Source organism: Glutamicibacter mishrai (assembly GCF_012221945.1).
Classification (GTDB): domain Bacteria; phylum Actinomycetota; class Actinomycetes; order Actinomycetales; family Micrococcaceae; genus Glutamicibacter; species Glutamicibacter mishrai.
Genome location: NZ_CP032549.1, coordinates 222,905 through 240,264 on the forward strand (window position 1 = coordinate 222,905; position 17,360 = coordinate 240,264).

At 61.2% G+C, this 17,360-nt stretch carries 15 protein-coding genes and 1 tRNA gene; 5 read left to right on the forward strand and 11 right to left on the reverse strand.

All coding sequences use genetic code 11. From position 1 onward, the window contains the following. Positions 1-19 precede the first annotated feature (19 nt). Together D3791_RS01035 and coaE are read right to left on the reverse strand one after the other, a co-directional pair. Positions 20-268 (reverse strand): hypothetical protein, encoded by a 249-nt coding sequence (locus D3791_RS01035; protein ID WP_022876431.1) that lies wholly within the window; start codon positions 266-268, stop codon positions 20-22. After that, the gene (gene coaE / locus D3791_RS01040; protein WP_022876432.1) at positions 269-868 is read right to left on the reverse strand and encodes a dephospho-CoA kinase; all 600 of its coding nucleotides are present in this window, start codon (positions 866-868) and stop codon (positions 269-271) included. A gap of 25 nt (positions 869-893) precedes the next feature. Between coaE and D3791_RS01045 the strand changes: the two genes are divergently transcribed. The 3 genes from D3791_RS01045 to D3791_RS01055 all read left to right on the forward strand — a co-directional run bounded on the left by D3791_RS01045 (position 894) and on the right by D3791_RS01055 (position 4,437). After that, on the forward strand, positions 894-1,568 hold the full coding sequence (locus tag D3791_RS01045; protein WP_172511058.1) for a YigZ family protein: 675 nt from the start codon (positions 894-896) through the stop codon (positions 1,566-1,568). Next, a complete protein-coding gene (locus tag D3791_RS01050) occupies positions 1,565-2,728 on the forward strand; it encodes a class I SAM-dependent methyltransferase (RefSeq protein ID WP_246242249.1) in 1,164 nt (387 codons plus the stop codon). The genes D3791_RS01045 and D3791_RS01050 overlap by 4 nt, the downstream gene beginning before the upstream one ends. A gap of 62 nt (positions 2,729-2,790) precedes the next feature. Continuing rightward, entirely contained in the window at positions 2,791-4,437 is a 1,647-nt protein-coding gene (locus tag D3791_RS01055; protein WP_172511059.1) for an HNH endonuclease signature motif containing protein, read from the forward strand. 11 nt (positions 4,438-4,448) lie between these two features. Here D3791_RS01055 and D3791_RS01060 read toward each other — a convergent pair whose 3' ends face one another. The 4 genes from D3791_RS01060 to polA form a co-directional block, all read right to left on the reverse strand. Next, positions 4,449-5,756, reverse strand: a complete 1,308-nt coding sequence (locus D3791_RS01060) for a hypothetical protein (RefSeq protein WP_172511060.1) — start codon at positions 5,754-5,756, stop codon at positions 4,449-4,451. A gap of 244 nt (positions 5,757-6,000) precedes the next feature. Beyond that, positions 6,001-7,479, reverse strand: a complete 1,479-nt coding sequence (gene rpsA / locus D3791_RS01065; RefSeq protein WP_022876437.1) for a 30S ribosomal protein S1 — start codon at positions 7,477-7,479, stop codon at positions 6,001-6,003. A gap of 216 nt (positions 7,480-7,695) precedes the next feature. Further along, complete coding sequence (locus D3791_RS01070) at positions 7,696-9,012, reverse strand: GNAT family N-acetyltransferase (protein ID WP_172511061.1); 1,317 nt, start codon at positions 9,010-9,012, stop codon at positions 7,696-7,698. A gap of 141 nt (positions 9,013-9,153) precedes the next feature. Further along, positions 9,154-11,766, reverse strand: coding sequence for a DNA polymerase I (polA, locus tag D3791_RS01075; protein ID WP_246242622.1), 2,613 nt, complete (start codon positions 11,764-11,766; stop codon positions 9,154-9,156). Positions 11,767-11,851: 85 nt separating this feature from the next. On the opposite strand from polA, the gene D3791_RS01080 reads away from it, so the two are divergent. Beyond that, positions 11,852-12,337: a hotdog fold thioesterase gene (locus tag D3791_RS01080; protein ID WP_172511063.1), complete on the forward strand. Its 486-nt coding sequence runs from the start codon at positions 11,852-11,854 to the stop codon at positions 12,335-12,337. 19 nt (positions 12,338-12,356) lie between these two features. Here D3791_RS01080 and D3791_RS01085 read toward each other — a convergent pair whose 3' ends face one another. The 4 genes from D3791_RS01085 to D3791_RS01100 all read right to left on the reverse strand — a co-directional run bounded on the left by D3791_RS01085 (position 12,357) and on the right by D3791_RS01100 (position 15,387). After that, positions 12,357-12,902, reverse strand: a complete 546-nt coding sequence (locus D3791_RS01085) for a dihydrofolate reductase family protein (protein WP_172511064.1) — start codon at positions 12,900-12,902, stop codon at positions 12,357-12,359. A gap of 86 nt (positions 12,903-12,988) precedes the next feature. Next, entirely contained in the window at positions 12,989-13,237 is a 249-nt protein-coding gene (locus D3791_RS01090) for a hypothetical protein (protein ID WP_172511065.1), read from the reverse strand. Then, the gene (locus D3791_RS01095; protein WP_022876443.1) at positions 13,234-14,466 is read right to left on the reverse strand and encodes an inorganic phosphate transporter; all 1,233 of its coding nucleotides are present in this window, start codon (positions 14,464-14,466) and stop codon (positions 13,234-13,236) included. The genes D3791_RS01090 and D3791_RS01095 overlap by 4 nt, the downstream gene beginning before the upstream one ends. Before the next feature lie 303 nt (positions 14,467-14,769). Next, entirely contained in the window at positions 14,770-15,387 is a 618-nt protein-coding gene (locus tag D3791_RS01100; protein ID WP_022876444.1) for an ANTAR domain-containing response regulator, read from the reverse strand. Positions 15,388-15,575: 188 nt separating this feature from the next. On the opposite strand from D3791_RS01100, the gene D3791_RS01105 reads away from it, so the two are divergent. Continuing rightward, positions 15,576-15,657: transfer RNA gene (locus D3791_RS01105), tRNA-Leu, on the forward strand. 187 nt (positions 15,658-15,844) lie between these two features. Here D3791_RS01105 and pyk read toward each other — a convergent pair. After that, positions 15,845-17,356: a pyruvate kinase gene (pyk, locus tag D3791_RS01110; RefSeq protein ID WP_172511066.1), complete on the reverse strand. Its 1,512-nt coding sequence runs from the start codon at positions 17,354-17,356 to the stop codon at positions 15,845-15,847. Positions 17,357-17,360: the final 4 nt, after the last annotated feature.

Sequence of the window (17,360 nt, forward strand, 5' to 3'; positions counted from 1 at the left end):
AGCTTAAAGCTTGCAGAAGCTACTTGCGCATGCCGTAACGGATCGCGTTGCGCTTGACGGTGCGCTGGATGCTGTTGCCGAAGAAGCCCACGGTCATGATGGTCGCGGTGATGATCCCCAGCAGCGCCAGCCACCCGGAAATGTAGACCACCGGCGAATACGGCCCCTGTTCCTGGCTGACGAACTCGGCACGACCGCCGAATCCGAGCCAGAGCACCAGTGCGACCGCGAAGGCGGCGAGCGTCGTCCATTTGCATACCTTGTACATCTATTCTCCTGCTGCCTTCGTTAACTGCTGATAGAGGTCGGCCACGCGCCCCTGCAAATCTTCAAGCGTGCCAAAATTCTCCAGCACATAATCTGCCACCGCGGCCCGCTGCTCATCGGTGGCCTGGGCGGCCATCCGGGATCGGGCGTCCTCCACGCTCCAACCGCGGTCCTCGACCATTCGGCGGATGCGTTCCTCATGCGGCGCTTGGACGACGATCACGGCGTCGAAGTCCTCGGCCTGCCCGGATTCAACCAGCAGCGGGATATCTTCAACCACCAAGGCCTCGGCGGGGGCCTGCTCGCGCAGCTCCTTGGCCGCCTGGCGCACCAGCGGATGCACGATCGCGTTGAGCTTGAGCCTCTGCGGCTCGTCGGAGAAGACGATAGCGCCCAAGGCCTTGCGGTCCAAGGAGCCGTCGGGAAGCAGGATTCCGGCGCCAAAAGAGTCCTTGATCGCAGCCAATCCCGGCGTCCCGGGGGCCACGACATCGCGCGCCAAGGCGTCGGCGTCGATCACCACCGCTCCGAGTTCGGCAAATTTAGCCGCAACCGCAGATTTTCCCGAGGCCACTCCCCCGGTCAGTCCCACATGCTTCATGCTTCCACCCTATAAACTATTAGCGATGAACACCAACGAATCGGTCGCGACCAGCTACACCACCCTGCGCGGCGACAGCGTGCACGAGCTGGAAATCAAGCGCTCGCGCTTCATCACCTACCTGTACCGGGTCGAATCCGAGGCAGCTGCGCGCGAACATATCGCGGCCCTGCGCAAAACCCACTTCGATGCGCGGCACCACTGCACGGCCTTCATCCTAGGCCCGGACCGCATGACCCAGCGCTCCAACGACGACGGCGAGCCATCAGGCACCGCGGGCATCCCGATGCTTGACGCCCTGGCCAAACGCGAACTGCCTAATGGCACGCAGCTCTCGGACATCCTCGCAGTGGTGGTTCGGTACTTCGGCGGCATCAAACTCGGTGCCGGCGGCCTGGTCCGTGCCTATTCTGAAGCGGTCTCCACCGCCTTGGATCACGCCACCCTCCTGCCCCGCCAGCGGCTGCGGATCTTCACCCTGCCCGCCGCCCACGCCAGCGCCGCGCGCTACGAGAACGAGCTGCGCGCCGCCGGCTACCAGGTCGAACCCACACAGTGGCAGGCTGAATCCGCGCTGGTGCACATCGGCATCCCCGATACGCCAGAAGCCGCCGAAGAATTGCGCACCCACGTCGCCACGCTCACCGCGGGCGCCGGAGAACTCACCGCCACCGAGACCCGATGGGTTGATCTGATTTGAATCCCGCGCCCGAAAATACCGCCGACCTGACGGCGCTGCTGGCCGATCTCAGCCGCTGGCCCGATGTCCAAGCGCCCAACCTCTTTGCCTCTGATGCCGCCGATCGGCTGATCCTGGACACCGCAGCCGCAAGCCTGGCCAGCACTGGCTGGCCCGCGTCCGTGGCCATCGTCGGCGACCACTACGGTGCCCTGACGCTCGGCGCACTGGCCTTGGGCAGCACCACTGTGCGCGTGCATAGCGATTCGCTGACCGCCCGCCAGGCTATCGAGGCCAATCTGCGCCGGCTGCTTCCTGAGCGTGCCGAACAGGTCCGTTTCCTCCCGCTGGCGGATGTGGCCGATCAGAGCGCCACGATCCTGCTGGCACTGCCGCGCGGACTGGATGTGCTCGACGAACAGCTCGCCGCCATCACCGCCACCTGCTCCCCAGAAACCCGGGTCTTCGCCGGCGGCCGCATCAAGCATATGAGCCGCTCGATGAATGAGGTGCTCGCCAGCCGTTTCTCCCGCGTGGATGTGTCCCTGGCCCGGCAAAAGGCCCGCGTCCTCACCGCCACCGGGCCGCTGCCCGAACAGCCCGCCAGCAGCTTCCCCGCCACGGCAGCCCACCAGGTCAACGGAACCGGTTTCACCCTGCACGCCGGGGCGGCCACCTTCGGCGCGGCGCGCCTGGATCCGGGCACCCGGCTGCTCTTGGAGCATCTGCCCGATCTCTCCGCCCACGCCACCCTCGTGGATCTGGCCTGCGGAAATGGCTCCATCGGCATCTACTGCGCCCTCACCCATCCGCAACTGCAGGTGATCGCCTCCGATCACTCGGCCTCAGCGGTGGCGTCCACCTTGGCCGCTGCGCGCCTGAACTCTGTGGCCGATCGAATCACCGCCGCCCAGGATGACGCGCTCAGCCGGCTGCCCGATGCTTCAGCCACGCTCATCACCCTGAACCCGCCCTTCCACATCGGCAATACGGTGACCGCCGACATCGCCTTCAAGCTCATCGACGACGCGGCCCGCGTATTGGCCCCCGGTGGCACTTTGTTATGCGTGTTCAACTCGCATCTTCGTTATCGCGGGGAGCTGTCCCGCCGCGTCGGGCCAACTTCCCAGCTGGCCCGGGACAAGACCTTCACCGTGACCAGTTCGATCAAGGCTGCCTGAGGCTTTTCCACATCTCGCGCCCGCCCGCCCCGGGCCGGAACCCGCCATCGCATTCTTGATCCATGAGCGAATCGATCGGCCAGGCCATTGCCAGCCTCACCCACGCGATCCAGGACAACCCGGTGCTCAGTGCCTCGGACGCCCTGCAGATCGCCACGCTCATTCCGACCCTGCACCAGAGCATCGCCCCAGATTCTGTTGCAGGGTCGGATACCCGATCCGCCGCGCAGCAGGATCCGCGCTTCGCCCTCGCGCTGGCCAGCAGTGCCGAAGCCGCCGCCCACGAGGCCCTGCGCACCCAAACTCTTGCCACCCATCTGGTCGAATCCACGGCGGCGCATACGCTGACCTCGGACGAGCTGAAGGCAGTCCGCTCAAGAACTGTTGATTTCACGCGCGAGGCCCATCGAACCGGACAGCGCCCTACCTTCCGCAACAGCACTGACCTGCTCGCATCCTGGCTGCACCTGGAGAATTTCGACGCTAAACGGCGCATAGCTTCAGCGCATCATGTCTTTGCCCAATTCGATTACCAGCACCAGCAGTTCCCGGCGCAGTTTCCACTGATGGCACAGCGTTTCCAGGATACGTCCCGCCCGCCTGCTGAAGCCTTATCCGCCGCCCGCCGGCTCAGTTCGCTTGAACCGCAACGCGGCGAATTCGACGCGCCGACAATTTCCACGATCCGCACCGAGGACGGCGAGCTGCTTGAATCGCTCGTGGATCTGGAAATGGACGAACCCGATACCGCGACCCGCCGCAAGGGGATCAACGGCATCTTCAAAACCGCCCGAGAGCAACAATCGGAAGAAGAACCCGAAGCGCAGGAAGGCGTCTTCCGCAAAGGCAAGCGCCACGGATTGGTCGTCTATGAGATTGCCCTGCGCCCCTTGCGTTCCGAGCTCTTCGAATCTGCGCTGGCGCAGAGCGATAATCCCCGATCCCAGGCAGGCCAGGCCGCCCGCGAGGCGTTCTCCGTAGATGCCGGACAGGACGCTAGCTCCTCCAGCGGCCATCCGGATTTCGTCACCGATGAAGAGGCCGCATCCAGTGAAGCAGCAGAACCCGCCCCGATCACTCCCGCCGCGCGCCGGCTCAACGCCCTGATGCTATTGCTTGGAGCCAACGCCAAGAGCATCAAGCGCCTGCTGGATCGTCGTCCGGCCCAGGCGCCCGGCTCGGATCCTCCGCCTTCCGAAGGCGAGGATCCGGATTTCCCGGTGATCGCTCCTCAAGTAGTGGTCATGCTGACGCTGGAAGAACTGGAAGGCCGGGCGAAGACCCACGGGGTCACCGCGCATGGATTCAGCCTGAGCCCCACGGACTTGCGACAGGCCCTGGCCAAAGCCAAGATCATCCCGATGGTGCTGGGTGGCAAGGGCGAAATCCTGGACATCGGGCGAAGCCAACGCAAGCATCCGCGCTACATGCGGCTCGGGATATCAGTACGCGATCGCGGATGCATCGTTCCGGGGTGCACTATGGACCCAGAACGATGCAACATCCACCACATCAAATTCTGGTCCGAGGGCGGGGTCACGGCGGTCTATTGGAGTGCCATGCTTTGCGACACGCATCATCATGACGTACATGCCGGGTTGATTAGGGTCATCCCCGATAGCGGTGTCCCAAAAGTGATTCTTCCGCGCTTTATGGACCCCACCCAGACTCCGGTGCGCAACCGATACAACCTCATGCAGGCTGCCTAGATTCCGGATCTTCAGGCAAGGAACGGTCGCGCGCCGGCAACTCGCACGGCTTCAGCGTTGATTCCCAGCGCATGTAGGTTGATGCGGTCGATTTCCGGGCCGCCGGCCACGTCGAGCGTTTCAGGCACAATCGTGTTGTCGGCCGGGTCAACCACTTTAAGTTCGCGCTTGGCACGGTTCAACGGTTCGCGGGCAGCAAGCGGAGCGTAGTACTCGCTGGCCAGTTGGCCACCGCCATATGACCATGGCGATCGCACGGCCACAGGGCGGGAGCCCCAGCCGGTGAGCCCGACAACGTTCATGCGCAGCTGCTGTCCGTTCAGGATTCTTCCGTTGAGGTGGTCACCATAAACCCAAGGCTGGTCGGCAATCTGCAAGAATTCGGAACGGCTGAGCTGGTTGACCGCTTCAATGCCATGTTCCGGGCAGAAGTCGGATGCAAAAATGAACCTGTGATCCACGAATTCCTTCTTGCTCTCGTTTTTCTCGGCATCCCGGCAGCTGCATTTCATGGTCTCCTGCTCAATAAGGACCGCTTGTCCCAACGCCCGCAGCCCGGTCGGGCCGTTCTGCACGTCCGCGGGAATCTCCAACGCGAAAATCCCAACTGCTCGACTGCTGATCCAGCGAAGGGTGCTGAGGATGAAGCAGAGTGCCAGCAATACCAGCGCCGCGATCATATCGAACCGAAATCCTGCATCAAGATCGGCCACAGAATGGACCTCGGTGCTGAAGTATTGCCAGAGCAGCCGGAGGGCCGGATAGGCCAGCGCTCCCCATGCCAGATTCCACATTATGGGAGGCAGGTATTTGGTGATGCCGAACGAACGCGTTTGTTGTGGTTCCACAGCGAGCGTCCCGGTGGCTTCTCTGCGCCAGCTACGCAGCAGAGCGCGAAATCTCGCGTCGCTGCATGCCACAAGGACCGTGAGCACGACGTAGTAAGCCAGCGCGAACATCACGATGGTTTGGATCCCGTCGCGGCTGGACTGCCAATAGGCGATCGCGCCGGTGAGCGCCAAGCCCAACCACTGCGCCTGCCTGCCACTGCCGACGATCACGGCCACCACGAACGCAACCATCGAGAAGGAGATCAGATCCCAAAGCGTGTCGCCCGCAGCAGCCAGCATGCCGAGTTGGTCATGCTGAACTAACAAGAAAATCACCATAGGGAGCCACACGCAGATAGCGAGCCATAAATCCGGGAAGGTGCGAGGCACCGCGGCCCACTCTTCGCGCGTCACCTGCCGCAAGGCCACCTGCTTTGCAGCGCCCTCACCTGCTCTAGTGCCGGCCGTTTCGCGATTTCCGGTCTGCATAATTAGACTCCCGCCACCTTTTATGCACTTCATTCGAACGGTTTTAGTCTATCTGTGGCAGGTTTTTGAGTCTGTCCTCCCTGGGAGCTATTCCAATTGCCTGCTCGTCAGCAGAAGTAGTGACATCAGACCTCAAGGAACACCAAGGGTGTGCGCTTAAAAACAAAGGCCCAACCCTTGCGGGTTGGACCTTTGTGAATCAGCTAAGGCTAATCACGATTTCTGCACGAGGCAGAATCCGAAATTAGTTGCCGGTCAGCTTCTCGCGCAGTGCAGCAAGAGCTTCGTCGGAAGCCAAGGTACCTGCATCGGTGGCTGGAGCCTCCGAGGAGTACGAAGCTGGTGCTGGCTCGTTGCCACCGGCGGCAGCAGCAGGCTCTGCTTCTGCGTCGGCCACGATTGCGGCAGCAACCTGCTTCTTGTGTGCTTCCCAACGCTCCTGAGCAGCAGCGTACTGTGCTTCCCATGCAGCGCGCTGGGTGTCGAAGCCCTCGAGCCATTCGTTCGACTCTGGGTCGAAGCCCTCTGGGTACTTGTAGTTGCCGGCCTCGTCGTACTCTGCAGCCATGCCGTAGAGTGCTGGGTCGAACTCGGTGCCCTCTGGGTCAACACCTTCGTTAGCCTGCTTGAGCGACAGCGAGATGCGGCGGCGCTCCAGGTCGATGTCGATAACCTTGACGAACAGCTCGTCGCCAACGGAGACAACCTGCTCAGCCAGTTCAACGTGGCGAACTGCAAGCTCGGAGATGTGAACCAGGCCTTCGATGCCGTCTTCGACGCGTACGAACGCACCGAATGGAACCAGCTTGGTAACCTTGCCCGGTACAACCTGACCCAGTGCGTGGGTGCGGGCGAAGGTCTGCCAAGGATCTTCCTGGGTAGCCTTCAGCGACAAGGAAACGCGCTCGCGGTCCAGATCGACTTCGAGAACCTCTACGGTTACTTCCTGGCCAACCTCGACAACCTCGGATGGGTGATCGATGTGCTTCCAGGACAGCTCGGAAACGTGTACCAAGCCGTCTACGCCGCCCAGGTCCACGAATGCACCGAAGTTGACGATGGAGGAAACAACGCCCGGACGAACCTGGCCCTTTTCCAGCTTGTTGAGGAAGGTCGAGCGAACCTCGGACTGGGTCTGCTCGAGCCATGCACGGCGGGAAAGAACAACGTTGTTGCGGTTCTTGTCCAGCTCGATGATCTTGGCTTCGATTTCCTGGCCGATGTATGGAGCCAGGTCGCGCACACGGCGCATCTCGACGAGCGATGCTGGCAAGAAGCCACGCAGGCCGATGTCCAGGATGAGGCCACCCTTGACAACCTCGATGACGGTACCGGTAACGACGCCGTCCTCTTCCTTGATCTTTTCGATGTCGCCCCAAGCGCGCTCGTACTGTGCACGCTTCTTGGACAGGATCAGGCGGCCTTCCTTGTCTTCCTTGGTCAGGACCAAGGCTTCGACGCTGTCGCCAACGGTGACAACTTCACCTGGGTCGACGTCGTGCTTGATGGAAAGCTCGCGGGAAGGGATGACACCTTCGGTCTTGTAACCGATGTCGAGCAGAACTTCGTCGTGGTCAACCTTGACGACGGTGCCTTCGACGAGGTCACCATCGTTGAAGTACTTGATGGTGGCGTCGACTGCGGCCAAGAAGTCCTCAGCAGATCCAATGTCGTTGATTGCGACGACTGGTGCGCTGTTGTTCTCGTTCGAGGTGATGGTCATGTAGTAGGGACTCCGATGTGGATAGATTTGATCAGTCGAAACCCCGGAAGTCCCGGAATTTCGAAGGGGGTAAAACTTGATTGCGGACACGGCAAAGCCATGGCACGCTGTTCAAGTCTACGCGTATACCAGAGTGCGGGTCAAAGCGTAACCCACTAACATCCACGTCAGCATTTTGTGAACTTCGTCATAACCGCCAGTTCACCGACCGGTTAATCAGAAAGCATATGGGGTGAATGGTGCGCGCTTCACCGCGAACAGATCGGCATTTTCTTCCAGCGAGTCCGAGCACTGGACGGTGGCCCGGCCCACCGCGAGCAGTTGCGGCAAGGACACGGTGCCCAGATAAAGCCCAGCCAATTCGCGTTCGCTCATCTCCACCCGCGCCACACCCGCCAGTTCTGCGGCGTCGTCGGCGACAGCTTTAACCCTGGCCGATCCCCCTGCGGCCTCGATGAGATAGGTCCCTTGTACCAGTCCCAGACGATCACCCACGCTAAGCGCCAGCCGCCCCTCATGGTGATAGCCGCGCGCTTCGAAGGCCGCCGGCACGTCAAGGATGCGCAGCCACAAGACATCGTCCACGGATCGGACTTCGTAATCCCGCACGTCCTGCAGCACCGAGCGCAGCGGGTCATCGGGCGCGCCTTGCGCATGGACAACTCGAACCAGATCATGGCTGGCTATATATTCCAGAAGTTTCAACCGCGCCACGTCATTGGTAGCCATCAGCTTGTGCACGACCATTTTGGCGTCGGGATCGTCCCACCCGCCGAACTTGTAGGCGGCGAAACCGCCCAGCTCGCCGGTCTCATCGTAGTAGGCCGCGTGGCGCATATTCTTGGCCTTGCTCAGGGTATCCCACCCCTCCCAACGACCCAGCGCCCACCCTTTGTCATGTTCGGTTCCATCCACCGAACCAAATGTCCGATCGAAGGAACGTGCCATCAGATCGTCGAGCTGCGGGGCAAATCGTTCAGGATCAATATCGAGCACAGTCCCCGGCAGATCCACCAGCAGCTTCAGTCCATCCTGGCACTTGAGCTTAAAACGCGTCTGGTAAGTAGCCGGCTCGAAACCAAAACGGCCATAGATGCCCGCCTCCGATACGGTCAGAGCTGCCAACGAAAAACCTTGGTCCTGCGCGTAGCGCAGATCGTCGACGATCTGCCGCGACAAGATCCCCTGGCGGCGATGTGTCGGCGAGACCGTCACAGCGGTGATCTTGTGCACCGCCACCGGCCGGGCGGCGCCTGCATTAAGCAGTCCCGGGAATGATCCATAAGTGTGCACCGGTTCGGTGGAATGGCGCGACTCCGGCGCCGCCTGCTGATCGAACACCATCGAAAACCGCAATTTCATGGCGCCCATCAAGTCCGCATAGGTGGACATGCAATCCTTGTCAGGCTGGTCCTCATAAAAACCGATGGTTGTGGCCTGCTGGAATTGGCCGATCAGCGCCTGCTGTTCGCCGTGCAGTTCTGCGGCGTCATACGTCACGGTCTTCAGATGGCTGGCAGCTTCTCGCGTCACTATGAAGTGCCCTTTCAGTCAGCTCACGGATGTACTCAGGTAGATATTGTGGCCCGCCCCCGGTGCAGATGCCACGATGCTGCCGGCGGTGAACCATGGCGGTTTCACTCCCGGCAGCATCGAATGCCCGCGGTAGCCCCTTTAGTGGGCGGCCTCATGCCAGGTTCGGCCGATGCCCGGCTGGACATCCAGCGGCACCAGCAGGTCAGCGGCATGACCCATTTCGCGGGTCACCAATTCCTGCACCTTCTCCAGCTCCCCGGCAGCGACTTCCAGAATCAATTCGTCATGGACCTGCAACAGCATCCGGGACTTGTACTGGCCTGCGGCCAAGCCCTCAGCGATCTTGAGCATGGCGACCTTGACCAGGTCCGCGGCCGACCCCTGAATCGGAGCATTCAGCGCAGCGCGTTCGGCGATATCGCGAAGCCGCCGATCCGAGCTATTGAGCTCCGGCAGGTAGCGGCGGCGGCCGAAGATGGTTTCGGTGTAGCCATCCTTGCGGGCCTGATCGACCACCGAGCGCAGGTAGGTGCGGACCGCACCGAAACGATCGAAGTAGTCCTTCATCAGCTTGCGGGCTTCGTCCACGCCGATCTTCAGCTGCTTGGACAGGCCGAAGCTGCTCAGTCCGTAGGCCAAGCCGTAGCTCATGGCCTTGACCTTGGAACGCATCTCCGAAGTAACCTCTTCCGGGGCCACGTTGAACACGCGCGAACCGACATAGCGGTGCAGGTCTTCGCCGTTCTGGTAGGCCTCGATCAGCCCTTCGTCTTCGGACAGGTGCGCCATGATGCGCATTTCGATCTGCGAGTAGTCCACGGTCAGCAGGGTTTCGTAGCCTTCGCCCACCATGAACACGTCGCGGATCCGGCGCCCCTCTTCGGACCGCACCGGAATGTTCTGCAGGTTCGGGTTCAAGCTGGAAAGCCGGCCAGTCGCCGCGACAGTCTGTGCGTAGGTCGTATGAATGCGACCGTCCGAGTGCGTGGCCTTGAGCAAGCCGTCCACCGTCTGGCGCAACTTGATGGCATCGCGGTACGCCATCAGGGCCACCAGGAAAGGATGCCCGGTCTTGACCAGAAGATCCTGCAATGACTCGGCATCGGTGGTGAAGCCGGTCTTGATCTTCTTGGTGCGCGGCAGATCCAATTCCTCGAACAGCACGACCTGCAGCTGCTTGGGGCTAGAAAGATTAACCTCGTGTCCGATCGCCGCGAACGCGTCGTTGGTCGCCTGATCCACTTGGGTGGTGAAGTGCGCGCGCAACTCGTTCAACCGGTCCACGTCCACTGCAACACCGGCGCGCTCCATCTCGAAGAGCACCGGAATCAGTGGAAGCTCCATTTGCGCGGCCAGCTCATCAGCATGCTTTTCGGCGAGCTTGGTAGCGAGGAAGGCGGAGAGATCGTGGATCGCCTGGGCCTGGGCCAATGTCGGCTCGGCTAGATCCGAGGTCAGCCCCAGATCCAGTTCGCCCTTTTTCGCCTCGTGCACGGGCACGGCGTACTTCAGGTGGTACTGCACCACATCCACCAGGTCGTGGCTGCGGCGATCCGGCTGGATCAGGTACGCGCTGATGAGCGTATCGTCCTTGATTCCGGCAACCGGCAGACCTCGTTCGATCAAGAGGTGCATCGCGGCTTTGGCATCGTGGAAGATCTTCGGCGCGTTCTCATCGGCCAGGAATCCGGCCAGCACGCTCTCGGTGGCTTCATCCAGTTCAGCCAATTCGAGCCAAGCAGCCTGTGCACCTTGGAAAAGCGCCAGCCCCACTGCTTCGCCGTCGACAACGGCCGGCTGCACGGCGATCGGCGCGCCCTTGCCCGCGTCGATAAAGCTCTGCAAGCCTTCGGCGTTGTCGGTGATTACGCGGGTGAAAGCCGCGACCTCAGGTGCCGCTTCCTCTTCCTGGGCAGCGAACAGGTCAAAGAGCCGCTTGCGCAGCGTATTGAACTCCAGCGCCTCAAAGAGGTTCTCGATTTCCTCGCGATTCGGCGCCTCAAGCTCCATCTCTTCCAGGGTCACCGGCAGCTCAAGATCGTGCTTGAGCTGGTTGAGGCGACGGTTGCGGGTCACGTTGTCCACGTGCTCGCGCAGGGATTCGCCGACCTTGCCCTTGATGGCATCGATATTTTCCAGGATGCCGGCCAGATCGCCGTAGAGGTTGATCCATTTGGCGGCCGTCTTCGGGCCAACGCCTGGCACACCGGGCAGGTTATCCGCGGTCTCGCCGACCAGTGCGGCCAAATCCGAGTAGCGTTCAGGCCGGACGAAGTATTTCGCTTCCACGGCCGCCGCATCCATCGGCGGAATGTCACTGATGCCCTTCTTCGGGTACAGCACCAGGGTCTTTTCGGTGATCAGCTGGAAGGCGTCGCGGTCGCCGGAAACCACCAGGACATCGAATCCCGCCTCTTCGCCCTTGGTGGCCAGCGTGGCGAGGATGTCATCAGCCTCGAAGCTTTCCAGGGTGATAGCAGGAATGTTCATCGCCTTCATGACTTCTTGGATGAGGTCGATCTGCCCGTAGAACTCTTCGGGGGTCTTGTTTCGACCGCCCTTGTACTCGGTGTACTCCAACGAGCGGAAGGTCGGGGTGTCCAAGTCGAAGGCCACAGCCACGTGTGTAGGCTTCTGCTGTCGGATCATGGTCAGCAGCATCGATACAAAACCATGCACGGCGTTTGTGTGCTGTCCGGTGCTCGTTGCGAAGTTTTCCGCCGGCAACGCGTAGAACGCGCGGAACGCCATGGAGTGTCCGTCGATAATCAGCAGTCTCTTGTCCGACGAGGGTGTCGGTTTGGTAGTTTCGCTCACACCTGAAAGCCTAGTTGCCATGAACGACAATTTCACTACTCAACCCACGCAATCTTCGGCACATCCCTTCGCCGATCAGCTGTCCCGGCACGGCATCCCGGAGACCATGTGGCCTTATCTCACCCAGAACGGCGTTGGCGAGCTGGTGGAGAAATTGCAGATCGTCTTCACCGAGTTCAGCACGCAGCGGCTTTGCGCGACCATGCCGGTGGCGGGAAACACCCAGGTCTACGGCATTCTGCACGGCGGCGCCTCGGCTGCATTGGCCGAGACGCTGGGCTCCATGGCCGCTGCCCTGCACGGGGCGGGAACCTCGCAACCGGTGGGCGTGGATTTGAACATCACCCACCACAAGGCCGGCCGATCTGGAATGGTGACGGCCCAGTGCACCCCGATCCACCTGGGTGCCCGCAGCACCAGCCACGAGATCATTATCAGCAACGACGCCGGCCAGCGGCTGGCCACCGCGCGGATCACTAATATGCTCTTGCCGCTGGAGCGCTAGCCCTAAAGCAGGGGGGTGCTCAGCCGACCGAGTAGCGCGTGATGAAGGTATCGTCGCCAAGGCCGGTGATTTCCAGCGATGACAGCTGCGCGCTGATGCCTCGGCCAAAAATGCTGGTTCCCTCGCCCAGCACCACCGGAACGGTCACGATGAGCACTTCATCGAGCAGGTTAGCCTGTACGAATCCCCCGGCTACATCAGCACCGCCGGCGATCCACACATCCCCGGCGCCCGCGCTGCGTGCAATATCCTGGCTCCAGAATCCGATTTCGCCGCGGATGAAGGTCAAGTCGGTCTGGGGCAAGGTCGGCAGCTCGTGATGAGTGAAAACCCACACGGGCTTGTTGCCGAACATCCACTGCATGCGCCCTTCGGCGACTTCACGGGCGATATCGGCGTAAGTTTTGCCTCCGATCACGACCGCTCCGACCTTCTCGAAGAACTGGTCGAAATGTTCTTTCACACCGGGTTGCTGGGCGAACGTGGTGAACCAATGCGCCCCTTTGTTGCCGTCGGCGATAAAACCGTCAACGGAGGCACCCACGTAGTACTTGAAGCTTGTCATGGCTCCAGTCTAGGGGTGCCTCCGTTGAAGGCAATATTAAGTCCTTTGCACCTGCCAGATCCTGGTTTCCCGGGATCTTCTTGGCGCTAGTGGCTTGAGGAGAAGCCCAAGATCGCTTCGCTCAGCTGCGGCACGATCAGCACGACGCCGAAGGCGACGATCGATCCGGCAACTGTGAAGCAGGCGTAGGCTCCGGTCTTGCTCAGGCTGGTGCTCTTGCCGTCGTCCTTGGCGACAGCAAGCAGGCGCACGCCGAATGAATATGCAGCGACGATCAGCATTGCCGAAATCCACGTGACAATGGCAACGATCCCAAAGGCGGCCCAGTCGATCATGAGTTATCAGCTTCCTTCTGCGCTGCAGCGAGCTTGGCCTGCTGCGCTTCGGCTTTTGCCTTGGCCCGACGCTGCTTCTTGGTCAAGATGTTGACCGCTGCGCCGGAGTTGTCGATGTCGGACATGGTGGCTTCTGCGCCGTGTGGCTGCTTGCGCGAGGCGAACCAGATCGTCAGCATGGCAGCAACGCCCAGAACGGCGACGATCATCACGCCGACGTTGCCCAGGTGGGTGATCCAGGCAGCCACGCCACCGACGATCGCGGCGGCCGGCAAGGTGAAGAGCCAGCCCAGGGCGATGCGCCCGGCGGTCCCCCAGCGGACTTCGCCGCCCTTGCGGCCCAGTCCCGAACCGATCACCGAACCGGAAGCGACCTGGGTGGTCGACAGCGCGAAGCCCAGGTGGGAGGAGGCCAGGATCGCCGAGGCGGTGGAGACCTCCGCGGCGAAGCCCTGTGCAGGCTTCACATCGGTCAGGCCCGAACCCATGGTCTGGATGATGCGCCAGCCACCGGTGTAGGTACCCAGTGCGATGGCAAAAGCACAGGCGGCAACAACCCACAGGTGCACGCCGGAGTCGGAATCCTGCAGCCCCGATGCGACCAGGGTCAGCGTGATGATGCCCATGGTCTTCTGCGCGTCATTGGTGCCGTGAGACAGCGCAACGAGCGAGGAGGAGAAAATCTGGCCGTAGCGGAAGCCGCCGCGTTTCGGCGAGGCGCCGCTTTGGCGCTTGGTGATGGCGTAGGCCAGCTTGGTGCTCAGATATGCGGAGACGCCGGCGATCACCGGCGCGCAGATCGCCGGCAGCAAGACCTTGGAAAGCAGAACACCGTAGTTCACCGAAGCGAAGCCGGCACCGACAATAGCGGCACCGACAAGACCGCCGAAGAGCGCGTGCGAGGAGCTGGAAGGAAGTCCCAGCAGCCAGGTCAGCAGATTCCAGATCACAGCGCCCATGAGGCCGGCAAAGATCATGGCCGGGCCGATGGCTACGCCGGTGGATGGGTCTTCGTTGATGATGCCGCCAGAGATGGTCTTCGCTACCTCGGTCGAGAGGAAAGCGCCGACGAGGTTCAGAATTGCGGCGAGGGCAACTGCCTTCTTAGGGGTGATTGCACCGGTTGCGATCGGGGTGGCCATCGCATTGGCCGTGTCATGAAAACCGTTGGTGAAGTCGAAAAACAACGCCAAGGCGATGACCAGGACGACGATCAGCGTCAAATCCATTTAGTACCAGCCTGAGGGGTCGAACGGCAAGGGGAAGTGTGCGGGCTTCGAATAAGTTCCCCTGCGGAAGTCAGTGTCATGCAGGACTTGGTTCCAAGCGCAGTTTCAATCTTAGGCGTACTGAGCGGTTCGTCAATCTAGGCAGTCAACTAACAACTGGCTAATTTCGGATTAACTTTGAACTTTCAGCAGGCCTAACGCTCAATGGCCGATGCCCCACACTGCGTGGACATGAAAAATGTGCGTCAAAACACAAGGTGTCTTAACGCACATCTTCATCGACGGCCTATGAGCTGCAGGCGCCTACTTGACCTGGTCGACCACGGTTTCCGCTACCTGGCGCATGCTCAGGCGGCGATCCATGGAGGTCTTCTGGATCCAGCGGAAGGCTTCCGGCTCGGTCAAGCCCATCTTGGTGATCAGCAGGCTCTTGGCGCGATCAACCAATTTGCGGGTCTCGAACTGCTCGGCGAGGTTGCTGACTTCTTCTTCCAGCGCGCGCAGCTCGTCATTGCGTGAAATGGCGATCTCGATGGCCGGAGTCAGATCGGCCGGGGTGAATGGCTTCACCACGTAGGCCATGGCGCCGGCTTCGCGAGCGCGCTCCACCAGTTCCTTCTGGCTGAAGGCGGTCAACAGCACGACCGGGGCGATCTTCTCCTTGACGATTGCCTCGGCGGCGGTAATGCCATCCATGACCGGCATCTTCACGTCCATGAGCACCAGGTCCGGCTTCAGCTCCCGAGCCTTGTCCAATGCGCTCTGCCCGTTATCGGCCTCGGCGACAACCTCGTAGCCTTCGGAGCGAAGGATTTCGACGATATCCAGGCGGATAAGAGTTTCGTCCTCGGCAACGAGAACACGACGCGGTGTGGACTGCACCTCGGATGGAATTCGGGTGATTTCGGGTAGTTCGCTCATTGGCGCCTTCCTCCATGGTCAAAAATCCTGTCCGTGCGCTGGACAGCAGATAGATGGTTTCCGATAGCGAAGCCACGTTGCCTCGGTTTCACATATAAGCCTACTTGCATGTACTCTAGTTCAGGCGAAGACGCGAGGATCCTGATTAGGAAATCTGGAAAACCTCTAGTAAAGTAGTCAAAGTGCCAGCCCAAGTGGCGGAATCGGTAGACGCGCCGCACTCAAAATGCGGTATCGAAAGATGTGTGGGTTCGAGTCCCACCTTGGGCACAATATAGAAACCGCTGGACCGAAGATTTTTTCTGGTCCAGCGGTTTTTTCATGCCCGGAATCAGCATGGCTGTGACCGAGTTCACAGCAACGGCCTTTTGCCCCCAGTGCACAAAAAGTTCCGCTGCCCGACACCAGATGGTGTTGAACAGCGGAACTTTTAAGGTATCAGCGTAATAGCCGAATGTTACAGGGACTCAGGAGTCGAAACATTCTCCGCTGCCCATGGGCCGACCTTTTCACGGGCAGGCATTGGCTTGCCGTCAACCAGCTGGCCTGCGTCGGCCAGATCGCCGATCTTGTGCACGCGCAGCGAGTTGGTGGAACCGGCCTGTCCTGGAGGGGAACCGGCAGCGATGCACACCAGGTCGTTGATGTCGGCCAGGCCTTCGGAGAGCAGAGCCTCGTCCACCTGGGCGGTCATCTTATCGGTGTGGTCCGCGTAAGCCACCAGGCGAGCCTGGATGCCCCACATCAGGGTCATGATGTTGTAGGTCTGCTGCAGCGGGGTGAAGGCCAGTACCGGCTTCTTCGGGCGCAAGCGCGAAAGACGTCGAGCCGAGTCGCCGGACTGGGTGAAGGCCACAATGTACTTTGCATCCAGCTGATCGGAGATCTCCACAGCGGCACGGGTGATCGCGCCACCGCGGGTCTTAGGCGCCGAGCCCAGACGCGGGATGCGGTCCAGGCCGTGCTCCTCGGTGGAGGAGATGATGCGGGACATGGTCTCCACGGTCTCCACCGGGTAGGAACCCACCGAGGTCTCCCCCGACAGCATGACCGCGTCGGCGCCATCAAGCACGGCGTTGGCGCAGTCCGAGGCTTCAGCGCGGGTCGGAGTTGGCGACTCGATCATCGATTCGAGCACCTGGGTGGCGACGATGACCGGCTTGGCCCAGCGGCGGGCCAGCTCAACGGCGCGCTTCTGCACCACAGGAACTTCTTCCAGCGGCAATTCGACGCCGAGGTCGCCACGGGCCACCATGATGGCGTCGAAGGCGTCGACGATCTCCTCGAGCGCAGCTACTGCCTGCGGCTTCTCGATCTTGGCGATCACTGGGACGCGACGGCCTTCTTCGTCCATGATCTCGTGCACGCGCGAAATGTCTTCGGCGTTGCGCACGAAGGACAGGGCGACCATATCGATGCCGGCACGCAGTGCCCAGCGCAGATCGTCCTCGTCCTTTTCGCTCAACGCAGGAACGTTCACAGCCACGCCTGGCAGGTTGATGCCCTTGTTATTGGACACCTCGCCGCCGACGACGACCTCGGAGTGAACCGAAGTGGCGTCGACCGAAACGGCCTTGAGCTTGACCTTGCCGTCGTTGACCAGCAGGAAGTCCCCTGGCTTGACGTCGTTAGGCAGGCCCTTGAAGGTGGTCGAGCACAGGTTGCGAGTGCCCTCGACGTCGTCGATGGTGATGGTGAATTCTTCGCCGGCTTCAAGGATGTACTTGGCGTTGTCCTTGAAGCGGCCCAAGCGGATCTTCGGACCCTGCAGGTCGGCGAAAATACCTACCGCACGGCCGATCTCTGCTGCCGCGTTGCGCACATTCGCCAAGGATTGTGCGTGCATGGAGTGGTCTCCATGGCTCATGTTCAAACGGGCTACGTCTACGCCCGCCTTTAGTACCGCTACAGTGTTTTCATAGCTCGCCAGGGCTGGACCCCAGGTTGCCACAATCTTTGCGCGTCTCATTCCG

Bases quoted from the DNA above. Each gene is read 5' to 3' on its own strand.
- D3791_RS01035 (WP_022876431.1), bottom strand. From the start codon at position 268: ATGTACAAGGTATGCAAATGGACGACGCTCGCCGCCTTCGCGGTCGCA.
- coaE (WP_022876432.1), bottom strand. From the start codon at position 868: ATGAAGCATGTGGGACTGACCGGGGGAGTGGCCTCGGGAAAATCTGCG.
- D3791_RS01045 (WP_172511058.1), top strand. From the start codon at position 894: ATGAACACCAACGAATCGGTCGCGACCAGCTACACCACCCTGCGCGGC.
- D3791_RS01055 (WP_172511059.1), top strand. From the start codon at position 2,791: ATGAGCGAATCGATCGGCCAGGCCATTGCCAGCCTCACCCACGCGATC.
- D3791_RS01060 (WP_172511060.1), bottom strand. From the start codon at position 5,756: ATGCAGACCGGAAATCGCGAAACGGCCGGCACTAGAGCAGGTGAGGGC.
- rpsA (WP_022876437.1), bottom strand. From the start codon at position 7,479: ATGACCATCACCTCGAACGAGAACAACAGCGCACCAGTCGTCGCAATC.
- polA (WP_246242622.1), bottom strand. From the start codon at position 11,766: ATGGCGTTCCGCGCGTTCTACGCGTTGCCGGCGGAAAACTTCGCAACG.
- D3791_RS01080 (WP_172511063.1), top strand. From the start codon at position 11,852: ATGAACGACAATTTCACTACTCAACCCACGCAATCTTCGGCACATCCC.
- D3791_RS01085 (WP_172511064.1), bottom strand. From the start codon at position 12,902: ATGACAAGCTTCAAGTACTACGTGGGTGCCTCCGTTGACGGTTTTATC.
- D3791_RS01090 (WP_172511065.1), bottom strand. From the start codon at position 13,237: ATGATCGACTGGGCCGCCTTTGGGATCGTTGCCATTGTCACGTGGATT.
- D3791_RS01095 (WP_022876443.1), bottom strand. From the start codon at position 14,466: ATGGATTTGACGCTGATCGTCGTCCTGGTCATCGCCTTGGCGTTGTTT.
- D3791_RS01100 (WP_022876444.1), bottom strand. From the start codon at position 15,387: ATGAGCGAACTACCCGAAATCACCCGAATTCCATCCGAGGTGCAGTCC.
- pyk (WP_172511066.1), bottom strand. From the start codon at position 17,356: ATGAGACGCGCAAAGATTGTGGCAACCTGGGGTCCAGCCCTGGCGAGC.